Origin of the sequence: Stutzerimonas stutzeri (genome assembly GCF_000952685.1) — a bacterium.
GTDB classification, from domain to species: Bacteria; Pseudomonadota; Gammaproteobacteria; order Pseudomonadales; family Pseudomonadaceae; genus Stutzerimonas; species Stutzerimonas stutzeri_E.
In genome coordinates this window covers 168,558-184,325 of the sequence record NZ_JYHV01000034.1, presented here as the reverse complement: position 1 = coordinate 184,325, position 15,768 = coordinate 168,558, and the positions used below count along the sequence as shown (strand labels likewise).

Annotated in this window: 17 protein-coding genes and 1 pseudogene; 3 read left to right on the top strand and 15 right to left on the bottom strand. The window is 62.6% G+C overall.

Annotated elements, in window-relative coordinates:
* Nucleotides 1–13: 13 nt before the first annotated feature.
* The 5 genes from UF78_RS17940 to UF78_RS17920 form a co-directional block, all read right to left on the bottom strand.
* Nucleotides 14–472 carry a GNAT family N-acetyltransferase gene (locus tag UF78_RS17940; protein ID WP_045163578.1) on the bottom strand — a complete coding sequence of 153 codons (459 nt, stop codon included), beginning with the start codon at nucleotides 470–472 and terminating at the stop codon, nucleotides 14–16.
* Nucleotides 473–728: 256 nt separating this feature from the next.
* Nucleotides 729–2,105, bottom strand: a complete 1,377-nt coding sequence (locus tag UF78_RS17935; protein WP_045163577.1) for a 4Fe-4S binding protein — start codon at nucleotides 2,103–2,105, stop codon at nucleotides 729–731.
* On the bottom strand, nucleotides 2,102–2,959 hold the full coding sequence (locus tag UF78_RS17930) for an FTR1 family iron permease (protein ID WP_045163576.1): 858 nt from the start codon (nucleotides 2,957–2,959) through the stop codon (nucleotides 2,102–2,104). The genes UF78_RS17935 and UF78_RS17930 overlap by 4 nt, the downstream gene beginning before the upstream one ends.
* A gap of 21 nt (nucleotides 2,960–2,980) precedes the next feature.
* Nucleotides 2,981–3,313: a cupredoxin domain-containing protein gene (locus UF78_RS17925; RefSeq protein ID WP_045163575.1), complete on the bottom strand. Its 333-nt coding sequence runs from the start codon at nucleotides 3,311–3,313 to the stop codon at nucleotides 2,981–2,983.
* 13 nt (nucleotides 3,314–3,326) lie between these two features.
* Nucleotides 3,327–3,860: an iron transporter gene (locus UF78_RS17920; RefSeq protein WP_045163574.1), complete on the bottom strand. Its 534-nt coding sequence runs from the start codon at nucleotides 3,858–3,860 to the stop codon at nucleotides 3,327–3,329.
* Between the two features lie 325 nt (nucleotides 3,861–4,185).
* Here UF78_RS17920 and mdtD point away from each other — a divergent pair, with 325 nt between their 5' ends.
* Nucleotides 4,186–5,598 (top strand): multidrug transporter subunit MdtD, encoded by a 1,413-nt coding sequence (gene mdtD / locus UF78_RS17915; protein WP_045163573.1) that lies wholly within the window; start codon nucleotides 4,186–4,188, stop codon nucleotides 5,596–5,598.
* Between the two features lie 4 nt (nucleotides 5,599–5,602).
* Here mdtD and UF78_RS17910 read toward each other — a convergent pair whose 3' ends face one another.
* Nucleotides 5,603–5,815: a hypothetical protein gene (locus UF78_RS17910; RefSeq protein ID WP_045163646.1), complete on the bottom strand. Its 213-nt coding sequence runs from the start codon at nucleotides 5,813–5,815 to the stop codon at nucleotides 5,603–5,605.
* A gap of 233 nt (nucleotides 5,816–6,048) precedes the next feature.
* On the opposite strand from UF78_RS17910, the gene UF78_RS17905 reads away from it, so the two are divergent.
* A complete protein-coding gene (locus tag UF78_RS17905; protein WP_045163572.1) occupies nucleotides 6,049–6,780 on the top strand; it encodes a GntR family transcriptional regulator in 732 nt (243 codons plus the stop codon).
* A 44-nt stretch (nucleotides 6,781–6,824) separates the two neighbouring features.
* On the opposite strand, the gene UF78_RS17900 is transcribed toward UF78_RS17905, so the two are convergent.
* The 7 genes and pseudogenes from UF78_RS17900 to UF78_RS17870 form a co-directional block, all read right to left on the bottom strand.
* Nucleotides 6,825–7,778, bottom strand: a complete 954-nt coding sequence (locus UF78_RS17900; protein ID WP_045163571.1) for a PDR/VanB family oxidoreductase — start codon at nucleotides 7,776–7,778, stop codon at nucleotides 6,825–6,827.
* Nucleotides 7,779–7,826: 48 nt separating this feature from the next.
* On the bottom strand, nucleotides 7,827–8,888 hold the full coding sequence (locus UF78_RS17895; protein ID WP_045163570.1) for an aromatic ring-hydroxylating oxygenase subunit alpha: 1,062 nt from the start codon (nucleotides 8,886–8,888) through the stop codon (nucleotides 7,827–7,829).
* A 721-nt stretch (nucleotides 8,889–9,609) separates the two neighbouring features.
* Nucleotides 9,610–9,981: pseudogene (locus UF78_RS17890) on the bottom strand (hypothetical protein); the annotation flags it as partial.
* 149 nt (nucleotides 9,982–10,130) lie between these two features.
* Nucleotides 10,131–10,961, bottom strand: a complete 831-nt coding sequence (locus UF78_RS17885; protein WP_045163568.1) for an NYN domain-containing protein — start codon at nucleotides 10,959–10,961, stop codon at nucleotides 10,131–10,133.
* Nucleotides 10,962–11,050: 89 nt separating this feature from the next.
* Nucleotides 11,051–11,509 (bottom strand): DUF2214 family protein, encoded by a 459-nt coding sequence (locus tag UF78_RS17880; RefSeq protein WP_045163567.1) that lies wholly within the window; start codon nucleotides 11,507–11,509, stop codon nucleotides 11,051–11,053.
* Nucleotides 11,510–11,512: 3 nt separating this feature from the next.
* Entirely contained in the window at nucleotides 11,513–12,892 is a 1,380-nt protein-coding gene (locus UF78_RS17875; protein WP_045163566.1) for an MATE family efflux transporter, read from the bottom strand.
* Between the two features lie 146 nt (nucleotides 12,893–13,038).
* The gene (locus UF78_RS17870) at nucleotides 13,039–13,332 is read right to left on the bottom strand and encodes a hypothetical protein (protein ID WP_045163565.1); all 294 of its coding nucleotides are present in this window, start codon (nucleotides 13,330–13,332) and stop codon (nucleotides 13,039–13,041) included.
* Between the two features lie 207 nt (nucleotides 13,333–13,539).
* Here UF78_RS17870 and UF78_RS17865 point away from each other — a divergent pair, with 207 nt between their 5' ends.
* Complete coding sequence (locus UF78_RS17865) at nucleotides 13,540–14,475, top strand: SdiA-regulated domain-containing protein (protein ID WP_045163564.1); 936 nt, start codon at nucleotides 13,540–13,542, stop codon at nucleotides 14,473–14,475.
* A gap of 86 nt (nucleotides 14,476–14,561) precedes the next feature.
* Here the strand turns inward: UF78_RS17865 and UF78_RS17860 are convergent, their stop codons facing one another.
* Both UF78_RS17860 and UF78_RS17855 read right to left on the bottom strand, forming a co-directional pair.
* Nucleotides 14,562–15,122 carry a DUF4136 domain-containing protein gene (locus UF78_RS17860; protein ID WP_045163563.1) on the bottom strand — a complete coding sequence of 187 codons (561 nt, stop codon included), beginning with the start codon at nucleotides 15,120–15,122 and terminating at the stop codon, nucleotides 14,562–14,564.
* Nucleotides 15,123–15,147: 25 nt separating this feature from the next.
* Nucleotides 15,148–15,753: a DUF4136 domain-containing protein gene (locus tag UF78_RS17855; protein WP_045163645.1), complete on the bottom strand. Its 606-nt coding sequence runs from the start codon at nucleotides 15,751–15,753 to the stop codon at nucleotides 15,148–15,150.
* Between the last annotated feature and the right edge of the window lie 15 nt (nucleotides 15,754–15,768).

The following is a 15,768-nucleotide window of genomic DNA, read 5'->3' as shown; positions in this document are numbered from 1 at the left end:
GCGTTTAGGCGTGTTACTCACGCTTCCGGCGCATGCCGATGTGCGGGATCCCGTCCTCGACATACACCTCGCCCACCGGGTCGAAGCCGTAACGCCTGTAATAGCCTTGCAGGTGGGCCTGGGCGGACAGGAAGATCGAGTGCCCCGGCCATTGTTTCTCCGCATGGTCGAGTGCATGCACCATCATTTCATGGCCGATGCCCTGACCGCGGGCCGAGGGCGCGGTCACGACGCGGCCAATGACCACGTCGCCATCATGCTGGATGGGGGCGAGCAGGCGCAGGTAGGCCGCTAATTGCTCGTCGCGCCAGGCCATCAGGTGGCAGGTGTCGCCTATCAGGTCCTGGCCATCAACATCCAGGTACACGCATTGTTGCTCGACCACGAAGACGTCCGCGCGCAGGCGCAGGATGGCATAGAGTTCTTGCGTGCTGAGTTGGGTGTGGTGTTTGCAGATCCAGTTGATTGACATGACGCCGACTCGTAGAAAATACCTGAGCTGATACTAAACGTATCCCACGCCAAACGCTGCCGACAGTCCCTGCAAGCAGCCTCCCCGACGCCCTGCGTGAGCGGGTCGGACTGCTGGAAGCCGTCGGCGTTGGCACTCGCTCTTACAGGAGCGAGCCTTGCTTGCGATCAGGGCGAGTATCAGAGGGTCCGCTTTGTTTCCGAATGCGGCTGGGATCGCCAAAAGAAGGCTGGGCGGAGCCCGACAGGGCGCCTGTTCAGCTCCAACCCCAGAACTGCAAATACCAGCCGTAACCCACCACCGCAGTCGCCAGTCCCACGCAACCTAACGCACTGAGCCGTCGCAGGCCATTGGCCCCATGGCGGCTGATTACCCGCCACGCCAAGTACAGGCTCCAGCCGATAGCACCGGCCAGGAGCAGTGCGCGGGTCGGCTGTGCCCAGGCGAGGATGAACCCTTCGTAGCGCAACAGCTTGATGGTGGTCGCCGAGAGGCCGAGAAACAGCCCAGCACCACCCAGGGGCGTGAGCGCAAGCGCGAGGTGGTGGAAAACCTCATCGCGGCGGTTCATCAAGCGCATTGCGCCACGCAACAGCAACCACAGCGCACCACCGATCAGCAGCGAGCTGGCACCGATGTAGGTAAGGATGGCTGCACCATCGAGCCAGGTGAAGGCGTCGTTGACCTGCGGATAGTGGGTCAGCAGCCACCAGGGCGCGTTGGCCTCCAGCGGCCAGAAGATGTCGCGATCGACCAGCCACTCGGCGGCGGTCTGCTTGAGGGTGATGAACCAGGGACTGACCGTCCATTGGAAGGCGCCCATGGCCAGGCCGATCATGCCGAATAGCAGCAGCGTACTGTCCCAATGGCCGTGCTGCGGCTGGTTGCCGACGATGAGGATTTCCTCGTTGGGCGAACGGGCGGCGAGGGCGACGGCCCCACGTTGGCCACTGCAGCGACCGCAGGCGTGGCATTCGCTGTTTCCCTGCATGCGGCGGATGTCGATCAGCGGCGCGCAGTTGGGGGTCGCCAGCTTCGGTCCTTGGTTGGCCTGCCAGCGTTGCTCGTCGACCCTGTAGTGCATCGGCGCCAGACGCGCGAGCAAGCCGAACACACCGCTCACCGGACACAGGTGGCGGCACCAGACGCGTTTGCCGCGTCCGTAGAGGAAGCCGACGATCATCGCCGCGACGGTGGAGCCGCCGAGGATCAATGCGGCGGCCCGACCATAGTCATAGACGCTGATCAGCTGGCCGTAGACGGTGGTCAGCACGAAGGCGATGGTCGGCCAGCCGCTCCAGCGGATCCACTGCGGCGTGCGCTTGTTCAGCCCGCGCCAGCTGATCCATTCGCTGAGCGCGCCTTCCGGGCAGAGCACGCCGCACCAGAGTCGGCCGAAAATCACCATCGACAGCAACACGAACGGCCACCACAGCCCCCAGAACAGGAACTGCGCGAACACCGTGATGTTGTCCAGCATGCGTGCCTCGGAAGGCGGCAGCGAAAGCACGGCGGGCACCAGCAACAGGACCAGATAGAAGCCGACCACCAGCCACTGGATCAGGCGGATGGTCTTGGCATGCTGGCGCAGCAGGTCGCCGATACGCGCCAGCCAGGGAGCGTTGGCTATCATGCTGGATGCGCCTCCAGACGAGCCTCCGCCTTCGGCCGCAACCAGGCCCAGACGGCCAGCCAGTACAAGGCCATGAGAATGACCGCCGCCAGCGAAGGCATTGCTCGGTAGCCGGTCAGCCCGGCGATGGTGCTGCCCAGGGTGCCGCCGTCATCGAGCAGGGCGGAGGTGTCCCATAGCGGATCGCCGAAGGCTGTATAGAACAGTTCCGGTACGTCCATGCCCATCAGTTGACCGCTGAAACGGTCGAGTCCGGCCATCAGCAGGGCGGCGCCGAGCAACAGCAGCAAGGCTTCGCTGATCTTGAAGAAGCGTTTCCAGGAGAAGAACCAGCTGCCCGCCTGCAGTGCGGCGTAGCTGAGCAGTGCCAGGCCGAAACCGAGCAGACCGCCAATGACGAAGCTGGTCAGGTCCATGCCCTGTTGCTGATGGCCGATGCCGTACAGGAAGACCACCGTCTCGCTGCCTTCACGCGCCACGGCAAGCATGGCCAACACCAGCAGTCCGACACCGTTGCCCTGGCTCAGCTGTGTGCTGGCGCTGTCGATCAGATTGCGTTTGAGATCGCGTCCATGATGATGCATCCAGCCGACCATCTGCAGGATCAGCACGCTGGCAACCAACAGCATGGCGCACTGGAACCATTCGCCCGCCGGGCCGGCCAGCCAGTCCCCGGCGCTGAGAATCCCCCAGGCCAGCAACGTCGCCAGGCCAAGGCCTGCGCCTACACCAGCCCAGAGCATACGCAGCGCGTGGCGATTGCCGGGTTGCTGGCTCAGCCAGGCGTGCAGAATGCCGATGACGAGCAGCGCCTCGACGCTTTCGCGCCAGACGATGAACATTGATTGGCCCATGTCGCTTCTCCTGTGAAGGAACTACTTGGCGATGATTTCCCCTTCCGGGAGGTCCATGTGGAACTCATCGAAGAAGGGGTAGCGGCCCGGCTTGAGCGGATGAATCACGACAAACGAGGTGACGCCGGGCGAGAGGACCTTTTCCACCCGCAGCGGCGTGCTTTCGAACTCGGTCGGCCCGCTGCCGGCATTGATGACGACGATCTTGAAGCGCTGGCGAGCCGGCACTTCGATTGTCGCCGGCTCGAAATGGCCGTCACGGATGGTCAGTTCGTAGGTGGGTAACCCGGCTTGGGCGCCGCCGGCGAAACCGGCAGCGAGCAGGGCGAGGGTAGGGAGCAGGATGCCTCGCATGCTGACCTCCGACTCAATAGCCGCCTTTCTTGCCGATGCCGGCGTAGGTGAACTCGTAGTTCAGCTTGCAGGTCTCGAACCAGGGCGCGACTCCGGTTTCCTTGTCCACGTGACGGCCGAACATGCTGTGCTTGCCATCCGGCGGCGAGATGGTGAAAGTCAGCTGGTATTTGCCTGGCCCCATCAGCTTGACGTTGTCGCCGTAGTGCGGGCCGTCGTTGGCAACCATCGGGTGGAAGTCACCCTCGATTTTCTCATCCGAGCCTTTCTTGGTCAGCGCGTAGCTGATGTTCAGGTAGGAGACGAAGCTGCCTTCCTGCCAGCCGTTGGGGTTGTTTTCCGTAGCGGAGATATCGGCTTCCAGGTGCACGTCGGATTTGGCCGCGTCGAGCATCATTCCGGCCGGCTCCATTTCGACTGGCTGCAGGTACACGGCACCGACTTCCATACCGCCGCATTGCTGCGGTTCGCCGATGGGGTATTCCTTGGCCTGAGCGAGGGGAGTGAGTAGCAACGAAGCAACGGCGAGGGTGGCGAGAATGCGCATGAAGCCTCCGAAGAGCAGAGATGAGTGTGTGGAGAGGTTCGCACCTGTGATGCTTAACGATAATGATTCGCGTCAATTCTGATCGAAATACTTTGTTACGTATAGCCCGAATGGGTTGTGTCCGACGCTCCACAGAGCCTGGATGCTCCGCGTGCTGTGTCCTGGAGCCGTTGGGTGCGTTGAGTTGTCGCACCGGGGTGGGCGCTGAAGTGGTTGGCCTCGGCATGCCAGGGCAGCCCTGTCCGGAGTGTTTATGAGGCTCGATAAAAGCTGCGGGAGATATCGTTAGCGGCCTACCATATGTATTTTCGAGTCGGGGAATTCTATGCCTCAAGCCATCGCACTGGATGCTCGATCCGCCCGTGTATTGCCCTGGCTGGTCGCCATCGCGTTCTTCATGCAGACCCTCGATGGCACCATTCTCAACACGGCGCTGCCCGCAATGGCCCGTGACCTGGCCGAGGACCCGCTGCGCATGCAGGGCGTGGTCATTGCTTACATGCTCACCGTGGCACTGCTGATTCCAGCGTCCGGATGGGTGGCGGATCGCTTCGGCACTCGACGCATCTTTTTCTCGGCCATCGTGTTGTTCACGCTCGGCTCGTTGCTCTGCGCGATGAGTGCGAGCTTTAATCAGCTGGTAATGGCTCGCGTGGTGCAGGCTATCGGGGGCGCGCTGATGCTTCCGGTCGGGCGTCTGGTGGTGCTGCGCGCCTATCCGCGCAGCGAGTTCGTGCGGGTGATGACCTTCATTGCGTTGCCGGGCATGGTCGGTCCGCTGATCGGCCCGACCCTCGGTGGTTGGCTAGTGGAATACGCCTCCTGGCACTGGATATTCCTGATCAACCTGCCAGTCGGGTTGGTTGGCTGCATCGCCGCGCTTCGCTTCATGCCCGATCTGAAGAGCAGTGAGCGGATGCGTTTCGATACGGTCGGCTTTTTGCTGTTTGGTGGCTCGATGGTGCTGATCACCATTGCGCTCGAAGGCCTGGGGGAAATGCAGATGCCTCACGCCCGCGTTCTATTATTAATGGTGATTGGCAGCGCTTGCCTGGCGGCCTATTGGTTGCGCGCCGGGCATGTCGACGAACCCTTGTTCAGCCCGACGTTGTTCCGCACGCGTAGTTTCGCCGTTGGCATTTTCGGTAATCTGTTCGCACGCCTAGGCAGTGGGGCGCTGCCTTTCCTGCTGCCGTTGCTGCTGCAGGTCGCACTGGGCTATTCGCCGGCGCAGGCGGGCATGAGCATGATCCCGCTGGCACTAGGTGCAATGTTGATCAAACCTCTGGCCAAACCGCTGATCGACCGGCTCGGCTACCGGCGCATCCTGGTGGGCAACACCTTGTTGCTGGGCAGTCTGATCGCGAGCCTCGCGACAATCGACGCACACACACCGACAGTGCTTCTGCTGCTGCAGCTGAGCCTGATCGGCATTGTCAATTCGATGCAGTTCACCGCGATGAACACCGTGACCCTGGTCGGGCTCAGCAACCAGAATGCCAGCAGCGGCAACAGCCTGTTATCGGTGGTGGTGCAGTTGTCGATGAGCCTGGGAGTGGCTTCGGCGGGCGCATTGCTGGGCGGCTTCACGGTCCCGGGCGCTGACGGCGAGGCCGTGCTGCAAGCGTTCCACTTGACGTTCCTGTGCATCGGCGGGATGTCGATGCTCGCCGCCACATTGTTCTTTCAGCTCGACAGCAAGCAGGTCATGGCCGCCCGACTCATCGACGACGAGTGACAGATCAGCCGATACAGAGATCGGCTTCTTCTTCCTCGGGTATTTCGTCAGTCACGATCACCCGCGCGTGGTAGTTGTTTTCTTCCTCCATGCGCAGGCCGAAATAGCGGGTGTCATGCGCATCCCAGAACGCCTCGACCTGCTCCATTGTGGCGGCCTCAAGGAGTACCTCCAGACTATGTTCCAGAACAATGGTGTAGAGTTTTTCAGAAGACATGGTTCGCAGGCTCATGCTCGGATTAGAAGGTGGCTGCTCGTCTGTAGCAGTGATGTCATTCTGACAGCTGGCGCTTTGTTATCCGTGCCCGCTCATCGCCTTACCACCGCGTTCCGCTGAACGGTCTATCGATGCGGTGGTCGCGTTTCCGGCAGATGCTTTATCCAGCCCGGCTTGAGCGCTGTTCGGCTGCGCTATGATGGCGTCCGTCAGGTCGAGGAGTGGGAAATCCCATGAGTAAGCCGGGTCAGCGGGTCTTGATCGCGCTGCGCAAGATGATCGCCTCCGGGGAATTGGTGGCGGGTGAGCGCATCGCAGAGATTCCTACGGCGCAATTGCTGGAAGTATCCCGCACGCCGGTGCGCATCGCCTTTCGCACCCTGGAACAAGAGGGCCTACTGGCCAAGAGCGCCGGGCGCGGTTACACGGTGCGCGCAGTCAGCCCCGTGGAAATTGCCGGCGCGGTCGAGGTACGCGGAGTGCTCGAGGGGCTGGCCGCGCGCCAGGCCGCCGAGCGCGGCATCGATGCCGAGGTGCGTCAGTCTCTACGCGAATGTCTGGAGCAAGGCGACCGGCTGTTCGGCAAAGGCTACGTCACGGAGGAGGATCTCGAGGCCTACCACGAGCTGAACATGCACTTTCATCAGCTGATCCTCGAAGCCAGCGGCAACCCTGCCATCGCCGACGCCCTGTCGCGCAACGACCACCTGCCGTTCGCCTCGGTCAGCTCGCTGGCGGTCGACCTGCATGATATGGCGCGCGAGTATCGCCGCTTCAATTTCGCTCATATGCAGCACCACGCGGTGTTCGACGCCTTGATCAACGGCCAGGGTGCCCGGGCCGAAGCGATCATGCGCGAGCATGCCAACGCGACTCTGCGCTACGCGGAGATCTTCGGACCGGCCAAAACCGCCAGTGAAGGGCTCAAAGTGATCCACAAGAGCCAGGCGGACGAAGCTGGATAAGCGCCAGCCTAATTCGGAAGGCGGCGGCGCCTGCGTAGTACGCTTTACAGATCCAAAACCAGCAACGGACTTTTCGCCCGCGAGCAGCAAGGGGTGAATTGGTCGTTGCGTGCCTGTTCTTCTTCGCTGAGGTAGAGATCGCGGTGTTCCGGTTCGCCGGCCAGCACGCCGGTCAGGCAGGTGCCGCAGATCCCCTGTTCGCACGACAACGGAATCAGGATGCCGGCGGCGTCAAGGGCCTCGGCCACGCTCTGGTCGGCGGGGATCTGGATGATCTGGCCGCTGCTGGCGAGCTGCACGGCGAAGCTGCCGTCGTGCGCATGGTCGACGGGCGCGGCGGCGAAATACTCGCGGTGCGCGCGTTCGTCGGCCCAGCCTTGGGCTTTGGCGGTATCCAGCACGTGGGCCATAAAGCCGCCCGGTCCGCACACGTACAGGTGTGTATCGGCGCCGGGCTCAGCCAACAGAGCGCTGGCATCGAGCCGCTGTGCGGCCGCGCCATCGTCAAAATGCAGCTGTACCCGGTCGGCGAATGGCGCTGCCCGCAAGCGGTCGAGGAAGGCTGCTCGCTCGACCGAGCGGGCGCAGTAATGCAGCTCGAAATCGGCACCGAGCTGGTGCAGACGTTCGGCCATACACAGCATCGGTGTGATTCCAATGCCGCCGGCGAACAGGAGGCTGCGTCGGGCATCTTCGGTTAGGGGAAACAGATTGCGCGGCTCACTGATTGACAGCGTCTGGCCGACCTGTATCTGCACGTGCATGGTCTGGGAGCCGCCGCGCGAAGCGGGATCCTTTAGAACGCCGATCAGGTAGCGGTGGTTTTCATCCGGGTGGTTGCACAGCGAATACTGGCGGACCAGGCCGCCGGGCAGGTGTACGTCAATATGCGCGCCGGCCGTGAATGCGGGCAGCGGTGCGCCGTCGGCTCGGGCCAGTTCGAAACTGCAGATGTCCTCGGCCTGGTTGTGGCGCGCAATCACTATGACTTCGATCACGGTCGGCTCCTTGAGCGGTAAGGGGATGGGCTATGCCGGGCCTGATGATCAGCTACTGGCGATCAGCTCGGGCAACGTGGCCTGGGTCCGTTCTGCGGCGATCAGTCGTTCAAGGATGCGCCGCGCCTGCACGCCCCCGGCGTCGATATTCAGCTTGAGCAGTTGGCGCTGCGGGTGCGCCAGCAGGTTGGCCTGCTGCTGCTCGAGCATTTGCAGATCCTCGGAGAAAATCTTGCCCTGGCCTTCGCGGATGCTTGCGGTGAGTTCCTGATCGTCGGGCTTGAAGCTGCGCGCCATGCCCCAGAAGTACCAGATCGAGGTCTCGGTCTCCGGGGTGATGAAATCCACAACGATGCTCGCCGCCTTGTCGGCCTCCGCCGCTTCGTAGCCGCCCTTGCCGGCGTGAGCCACGCCCACCTCGATCAGCACATGGCTCGGTGGGGTGAAGCGGCAGATCTGCCAGCGATCCACTGGGACGTCGTCCGCCAGGCCGTTGCCGCGCAGGGCCCTGCGCCAGAACGGCGGGGCCATGATGTTCTGCATGTGCCGGCTGGTGATTACGCTGTCGCCCTCGACGGTGGTGGCCGGCGCGACCTCGTCGATTTCCTTCTGGCCGATGCTCGAGGCGTGGACATAGGTCTCGTGGGTCAGGTCCATCAGGTTGTCGATCATCAGGCGATAGTCGCAATTGATGTGGAACAGCCCGCCGCCGTAGGCCCAGTCCGGGTTGTCGGCCCATTCCAGATGGTGGATCAGTGCGGGGTCGGCCTGCTCGGCGTCGCCCGGCCAGACCCAGATGAAACCGTAGCGCTCCTCCACCGGGTAGCTGCGGATACATGGGAAGCCGCGCACGCGTTGGCCCGGCATCGCGGCGGTCTTGCCGTCGGCGCCCATACTCAGGCCGTGATAGCCGCAGATGAGTTGTCCGTCTTCGACGAAACCCAGGGACAGCGGCGCGCCACGGTGCGGGCAGAAATCCTCGACCGCCGCGACCTTGCCCTGCGGGCCGCGATAGAAAGCGATTTTCTCGCCGCAGATCAGTCGGCCGAGCGGCTTCTCGGCGATCTCGTCCGGGGTGCAGGCTACATACCAAGTGTTTTTTGGAAACATGAGAGGATCTCCAGCACAGGCTGTGTTTGTTTTTATTGGATCCAATAGTTTCCTTGCTTTAGGTTGATGTCAAATAAAAGCCCGATAAATGTCCGATTATCGCCCTTATTCGGCTTAAAACGTTATGTTTTCCGGAGGGCAATAGGTGAGGTGAATTCCAATGGATCCATTATTGGATTTTTCAGATGCTCGCATCGCCGCGCTGTAAGGGCTGGTAAATTAGTTGGTCATGAGTGCAGCCATGCCGTAAGGGCTCTCCTGCAAGGGCAGGTCGCTGCCAACGAAGAACTCGGCGTTGAGGTCGGTCAGATCCGCTTCGGCGTCTTACCATTCTTCGGCGGGGTTACGGCTCAGGCGGCAGATGACGGAGCCCGTGGGGGATTCGACGGAAATGGCCGCGCAGGTGCATGAGCGGATCCAGATTCCATCCAATCAGGCTCGCAGGCATGAGGCTAGGCGTGTAGCTCAAAGGCAACGCCAGCGGAAGGCACACGGGGACTTTCACGCCATCACAGCGCGGCGGACAGATTCTGCCTGCCGCCATGCTCCTGTGCTCGTTTTCGTGTAGTCGAGCAAACGGTGCGTCGGGCGCTCAGCGGTCGCGGCCGGACGCTTCCCGTGATCGCATTGCTCCGTCCTCTGCGCCAGAAGCGGCAGGCGCCTCAGCCTCAGCCGGTTCGCTACTCGGCTCGCTGGACGGCACCGCCGTCGGCGTACCGACACTCTGGTTGGCGGCACGGCAGGTCAATTCCGCGAAGGGCTTGTCGGGCGAATAGTCTCCCGGTACCCGCTCGACCCGCTGGCTGTTCGAGGTAACGGTGAAAACCGGTGGGGCCGAGGTATCCGCGCGTGCTTCATCCGGCACGTGGAATTCGCAGGTCACGGTTTCTTCGCTCTTGTTCATGACCCGAACCGCCCGAATGCCCACCAGCTCGACACCAGCCTCGGCGCTCGTCGAGGTGGGCACGCCCATGGCGCTGACCTCGACATCGAGCCCGTTCAGGTGCGTGATGACCTCGGGTTTCGGTGTCTGGGCAAAGGCCATCGGCGCGCAAAGGGCCAGGCCGCAGGCGATGAGAAGTGGTTTGGTCATGGGAACCTCCTGGAGTCGTGTGTGCTTAGAAGGGTTCGATGGGCGAGGGTTCGGCGCTGGTCATTGGATTGGTTGCAAAATGATTGTGCCGCGACAGCGGCAGCGACGCTGCACATGCGATGCGGTGTGGGACCTGAATGGCTGAAAGGCTATTTGGAAGATTTGAGATTGCGTGCGTAAAGCGCCTTGCCACCGGTCGAGGTCGTCCCGCGGGATTCCAGCTCGAAGCGCTTGGGCTGGGACTTGATCAGGTCGCTGAGTTTCTTGAAGCCATAAAGCCGCGGATCGAAAGCTGGGCGGAGCTTGCTGATGTTCGAGCCCAGCAGGCCCAGTTGGACCCAATCATCTTCATCGTCGGCAATGTCGCTGAGCACCTTGGCGATGAAGTCCACCGGCACCTTCTGCGATTTGACCTGAGCGCTCTTGTCGGCGGCCTTGGTGTCTTCCTCGGTTTTTTCCGGCGCTGCCGGCGTAGGAGACTTCTCACCATTGCTGGGTGGTTCCTGAGAGGTCTTTGGTGCGTCGGCCCGGAGGATTTCGGTGTAGATGAACTTGTCGCACGCGGAGACGAACGGCGAGGGCGTCTTCTGTTCGCCAAATCCATAGACGGTCAGGCCCTCCTCGCGCAGGCGGGCGGCCAGGCGGGTGAAGTCGCTGTCGCTGGAAACCAGGCAGAAGCCATCGAAGCGCCGGGTGTAGAGCAGATCCATGGCATCGATGATCAGCGAGCTGTCCGTGGCATTTTTGCCGGAGGTGTAGGCGAACTGCTGAATTGGCTGGATCGAATAATCGAGCAGCACCTTCTTCCAGCTGCCGAGGTTGGGCTTGGTCCAGTCGCCGTAGATGCGCTTGACGCTGGCGACGCCGTACTTGGCGATTTCCTCGAAAAGGCCTTCGACAATGGCCGCAGGCGCGTTGTCGGCATCGATCAGTACGGCGAGGTGAATCTGCTGGCGGGTGCTGCTGGGCTTGGCGGCCATGAGGTCGTCCCTGAGTGGGTTTGGGTCGACCTTAACGTCAGTGGCGGGCCGTCGGCCAGAGGCAATGTGCGTGGTGGGGGGGGCATGCCTTACTGCGCAATCACGCCGAACCCCCGCGCCATCAAGGTGGCCAACAGGGGGATCAGCAGCAGGGCAAGGAGTTCGACGCGGATGATCAGCTTCACCCATCGGGTGGTTGCTGGGCTGATGGCCGGAGGCTGGCCGGCCTTCAGCGCTGGACGCCAGCGCAGGAAAGTGACGGTGGGGTAGATGGACAACAGCGCGACGGCCACGAACACACCGATCTTGGCATGAAAGAAACTGTTGTTGAGGTAATAGTCCATGCCCTTGCCGTAGCGCATGGCGCGAGCGGCGCCGGTGATCAGTACCAGCCCGGCGACGATGCCGAATGCAATATCGGTGCGGAACAGGCTGCGAGCCCGCTCAAGACTCAGTGGTTGGCTGAACAGCTGATGCTCAAGCACCAGCAGGGCGAAGAGCAGGAAGATCGCTACGAAGTGCAGGTAGGCCGCGACGGCGTAGGCCATTTTTCAGTGTCCTTTCGATAGGGTTGCTGCGGGTGCCGCATGGGTCGAGTGGAACCATTGCCGCTGGCGCTGCAGGCGTCGGGCGATGCTGGCAAGGCAGATACCCCGCAGCAGCATGAAGGCGAGAAAGGCCAACCACAATCCATGATTGCCCATTGCTCGCAGCAGCCAGCCCAATGGTAGCGAAATCGCCACGGCAAGAAGCATCGCATTGCGCATTTCTCGCGCCCGGGTGGCGCCGATGAAGAGGCCGTCGAGCAGATAGCTCCATACGGCAACCAGGGGCAGCGCGGCGAGATAGGGCAGGTAGACGATGGCCGTTTCGCGTACTGCGGGTATATCGGTCTGCAGGCCGATGAACAGCTCGCCGCCCAGGAGAAAGAACAGGCCGAAGGCGAGGCTGGCGAGCAACGACCAGCCACCGGCGACCGTGAGGATACGGCGCAATTCGGTCCGATTCTGCGCGCCGATGGCGTGACCGCTGAGGGCTTCCACCGCATGGGCCAGCCCGTCGAGTGCATGGGCGGTGAGCATCAGACCGTTGAGCAGCAGCGCATTGGCGGCAACGGTGGCATCACCCAGGCGGGTGCCTTGCACCGTGATCAGGAAAAACACCAGTTGCAGCGCCAGCGATCGCAGGAATATGTCGCGGTTGACGGACATCAAGGGTTTCCAGCTCGCCCAGCGGCGCAGTGCGTGGCTATCCAGGCGACCGCGATAGCGCGACAGGGCGCCACGGGTGAGCACCACGCCGATCACCACGCCGCTCCACTCGGCGATCACTGAGGCGCGTGCGGCACCGGCCACGCCCCAGTCCAGGCCGATGACGAACCAGAGATCCAGCGCGACGTTGGTCAAGTTGGTGGTCAGCAGGATCGCCAGCGGCGCACGGGCATTCTGGGTGCCGAGAAACCAGCCGATCAGCGCCAGGTTCGCCAGCGCGGCGGGCAAGCCGAACAGGCGGGTGTGGAAGTAGTGCTGGGTAAGGTCATTGAGCTCGGCCGAAGGCTGCATCAGCTGCAGCGCATAACCTTTGAGCGGCAGGGCGATCAGGCTCAGCAGCAGGGCGAATCCCAGCGCGAGTAGCAGTCCCTGCAGCAGCACCTGGCGCAACGCACCTCCGTCCTCGCGTCCCGCGGCCTGGGCGGCGAAGCCGGTGGTGCCCATGCGCAGAAAGCCCATGACCCATACCAGCAGGGTATAGAGGCTAGCGCCCACCGCGACCGATGCCAGCTGATGAGCATGCGGCAAATGGCCGATCACCGCGCTGTCGACCAAGGCCACCAGCGGCACGGACAGGTTGGACAGAATCATCGGCGCAGCCAGCGCCCAAACTCGTTTATGAGTGGGGACGTGCTGCCAGGCGGTCAATAGCCGTGACATGTATAGCTCCAGGACAGCGGGGCATGATACGTCGCGGCGAAGCGAGCGGCCAATCGAGGGATGAGGTGGCGGGATAAGAACACTCAGGTTTCATCGAAACGCTGAGCTGATGGTTCGCTCGCGCGTTGGCTTCCAGCTTCCAGCTGTCAGTGAATCAGCCAGCTCAACAGCCAGAGGCCCAGGAACAGATAGATCACACCGGCGATGATCGAGCGCCGGAAGAAGGCGCGAACGGCCCCGACCAGCAACATCAGGCCGATCGCCAGGGCGATCAGGCTGATCAGTGAGCGGTCCATGCCCAGGGTCCTGGACAGCCCTTCCAGGAAGTTGGCCCCGGCGTCGGCGAACAGGCTGAAAAAGCCGCTGAGTGCGTCGACGATGTAGCGAATCACTGTGCCGAGCGCCTGGCCCAACCATTCGAAAAAACTTTCCACCCGCATGGTGCTCTCCTGCCGTGATGGGAGCTGCAAGCGCAGCCGTTCCTCGGGGCATTGGGCTATCAATCCGTCCGGCAGTTCCCACGGCCCGGGTTGAACCGGTAGTCAAATGGTGGGTCAGTACAGGCTGATGAGTGCCGTATCGGTCGCCGTCATGCAATTGCAATCCTTCCCGAGCAGGCTGTAGCCGTTGCTCCAACGAGAAAAAATATGCCATCCGTTACTGATGTGCGCCCCCAATGGCTACCGGGCGCACGCCCCGGTGCCTGGGCGCTGGGTCTGCTGGCTGCCGGGTTGTTCTACACGGCGGCGACCTTTCACCTCGATGAGCGGGTGTTCTACTCGTTGCAATCGGCCTGGCACGAAGACAGTCGCCAGGCGCGCAGCCTCTGGCTGCCGGAGTATAAGGTGCGTGTCGAGGCGCAGCCGGTAACGTCGGTGGGTAATAACCTCTCCGGGTTAACGTTCGACGATCGCCGCAAGCATCTATGGGCGGTGGTGAACAATCCAGAAGAGTTGGTCGCGCTGGACCTGAACGGCGAATTCATCGCACGTTACCCGCTGAAGGGCTTTAGCGACGTCGAAGGCATTACCTACCTGGGCGACAACCTGCTGGCGGTCGCCGAGGAGCGCAGTCAGTCGATCGTGATACTGCCGGTCCCGGCGCAACCCGGTAATCTGCAGCGTGCAGACTATGCGTCGGTCTCGTTGCCGGCAGAGGCGTCGGATAATTCGGGGTTCGAGGGCCTGGGCTACGATCGCGACGGCGACCGCCTCTTCGTGGTCAAAGAGCATTCGCCGCGCAAGCTCTACGAAATTCAGGGTATCAAGGCAAGCCTGCACGGCCAGCTGAACTTGAAAATCATCGATCGCGAGGCATGGATCGCTGACAAGGACATGGCCAGCGATCTGGCATCGGTACACTTCGACGAGCGCACCGGCCATCTGGTGCTGCTCAGCGACGAAGCGAAGATGGTGCTGGAGCTCGACGGACAAGGCGATCTGGTCAGTTTTCGCTCGTTGTGGAGCGGTTTCGCGGGGCTGAAAAACAGTGTGCCGCAAGCCGAGGGCATGACCTTCGATGCGCACGGCAACCTCTATTTGGTCAGCGAACCCAACCTGTTCTACGCCTTCGAGCGCAGGTAGCCGTCGGCATTCGCCGAGATTCCACCAGGCGTAGACGGACATAGGAATCAAGGCCCGCCGAGACACAGCAGGCTGATGGCGACTGCTCAGTGTGGCGGGTACTGCGAGAGCACCTTGGCCACGGTCTCGCGGAGCATCCCGGCGCGTTCCTGTGGGCCGCCGGGATCGTCGCGCAGGACCTGCTCGGCACTGCCGCGCCAGACGAGTTTGCCGTCGGCCGCATCGTAGAAGTCCACCTGCAAGGTGCCGACCTGATAATGGATGGTGCGCGTGTCGGTGAACATCGGTCCGCCCCAGAAGCCATTCCAAGGACTGCCCCACGCCCCCATCGAGGTGGTGGTGTACTGCTGGGAGCGCTGATCGACGATGAGCCAGGCCTGGATCAATACATCCGCCTGGTTGCCGGCCGGGGCCTGGCGCAGGCCGCGCTGATCGAGCTGTTCGCTGACCGCGCTGCGAATACGCTGCTCGGTGAGGTCGCTTTTGATCCGGGGGTCGTCCGGGCGATATTGCAGCGCCGGCTCTTTCCAGCTCCAGCTGCGGTATGCGGAAAAGTCCCGCTGTGGATCGAAGTCGCGTTGCACCTGTGTGCTCTGGCAGGCCGCCAGGAGCAACAGCAGGGGAAGCATCATCAATTGCCGCACCATATCGATCTCCTTGAGGCACCTGCGTTCAGCGCGGAGGATAATCCGCCAACGCGCGATTCACCGCATCTCGCGCCGCGTTCTTGCGCTCGGCCTGCTTGCCGCCGCTGCGGGCTTCGGCGCGGTTGCTCCAGACCGTCTGGCCGGACGCGCCGTCGATCATCTCGACGCGCACGGTGACGACTTCCTCTTCATAGTTGCGTACCACCGGTGCGCTGACGCCAAAGCCGGAACCGTAGCCGGGGCCGTAACCGCCATAGCGACCGGCACCGATGTGAGTGCCATAGTCATCGTAGACCTGTCGCACGCGCGTCTCCATCCGGGCGCTGGCGCTGATCTGCACGTCGCCGTTGCTCCCCGCGGGCGCCGGGCGCAGACCGCGCTGATCGAGGGCGCCGGCAATCATCTCCTGCAACTCCTCGCCGGCAAGCGATGCGCTGCCTGCTGGCGGGTTGCGCCAGCTCCAGCTCTGGTACGCGGAAAAATCCCTGGGCGCGGCCGGGTAGGTGGGCGACTGGATCTGTTCGACCGGCGGCGCCGGCGGAATTGGCGCGGACTCGCTGCGGTAGGGGTTGCTGCTCTGGCAGGCCGTGAGACTCAGGCAGAGCAGGGGCAACGCAGCACGCATCAACATGATGTCCTCCTGGCC

Excerpts from the sequence above, each read along its gene's own strand:
- mdtD (WP_045163573.1), top strand. The coding sequence starts at position 4,186 with ATGCCTCAAGCCATCGCACTGGATGCTCGATCCGCCCGTGTATTGCCC.
- UF78_RS17940 (WP_045163578.1), bottom strand. The coding sequence starts at position 472 with ATGTCAATCAACTGGATCTGCAAACACCACACCCAACTCAGCACGCAA.
- UF78_RS17870 (WP_045163565.1), bottom strand. The coding sequence starts at position 13,332 with ATGCGGGTGGAAAGTTTTTTCGAATGGTTGGGCCAGGCGCTCGGCACA.
- UF78_RS17885 (WP_045163568.1), bottom strand. The coding sequence starts at position 10,961 with ATGGCCGCCAAGCCCAGCAGCACCCGCCAGCAGATTCACCTCGCCGTA.
- UF78_RS17895 (WP_045163570.1), bottom strand. The coding sequence starts at position 8,888 with ATGTTTCCAAAAAACACTTGGTATGTAGCCTGCACCCCGGACGAGATC.
- UF78_RS17910 (WP_045163646.1), bottom strand. The coding sequence starts at position 5,815 with ATGTCTTCTGAAAAACTCTACACCATTGTTCTGGAACATAGTCTGGAG.
- UF78_RS17935 (WP_045163577.1), bottom strand. The coding sequence starts at position 2,105 with ATGATAGCCAACGCTCCCTGGCTGGCGCGTATCGGCGACCTGCTGCGC.
- UF78_RS17920 (WP_045163574.1), bottom strand. The coding sequence starts at position 3,860 with ATGCGCATTCTCGCCACCCTCGCCGTTGCTTCGTTGCTACTCACTCCC.
- UF78_RS17930 (WP_045163576.1), bottom strand. The coding sequence starts at position 2,959 with ATGGGCCAATCAATGTTCATCGTCTGGCGCGAAAGCGTCGAGGCGCTG.
- UF78_RS17855 (WP_045163645.1), bottom strand. The coding sequence starts at position 15,753 with ATGTTGATGCGTGCTGCGTTGCCCCTGCTCTGCCTGAGTCTCACGGCC.
- UF78_RS17865 (WP_045163564.1), top strand. The coding sequence starts at position 13,540 with ATGCCATCCGTTACTGATGTGCGCCCCCAATGGCTACCGGGCGCACGC.
- UF78_RS17925 (WP_045163575.1), bottom strand. The coding sequence starts at position 3,313 with ATGCGAGGCATCCTGCTCCCTACCCTCGCCCTGCTCGCTGCCGGTTTC.
- UF78_RS17860 (WP_045163563.1), bottom strand. The coding sequence starts at position 15,122 with ATGGTGCGGCAATTGATGATGCTTCCCCTGCTGTTGCTCCTGGCGGCC.
- UF78_RS17905 (WP_045163572.1), top strand. The coding sequence starts at position 6,049 with ATGAGTAAGCCGGGTCAGCGGGTCTTGATCGCGCTGCGCAAGATGATC.
- UF78_RS17880 (WP_045163567.1), bottom strand. The coding sequence starts at position 11,509 with ATGGCCTACGCCGTCGCGGCCTACCTGCACTTCGTAGCGATCTTCCTG.
- UF78_RS17875 (WP_045163566.1), bottom strand. The coding sequence starts at position 12,892 with ATGTCACGGCTATTGACCGCCTGGCAGCACGTCCCCACTCATAAACGA.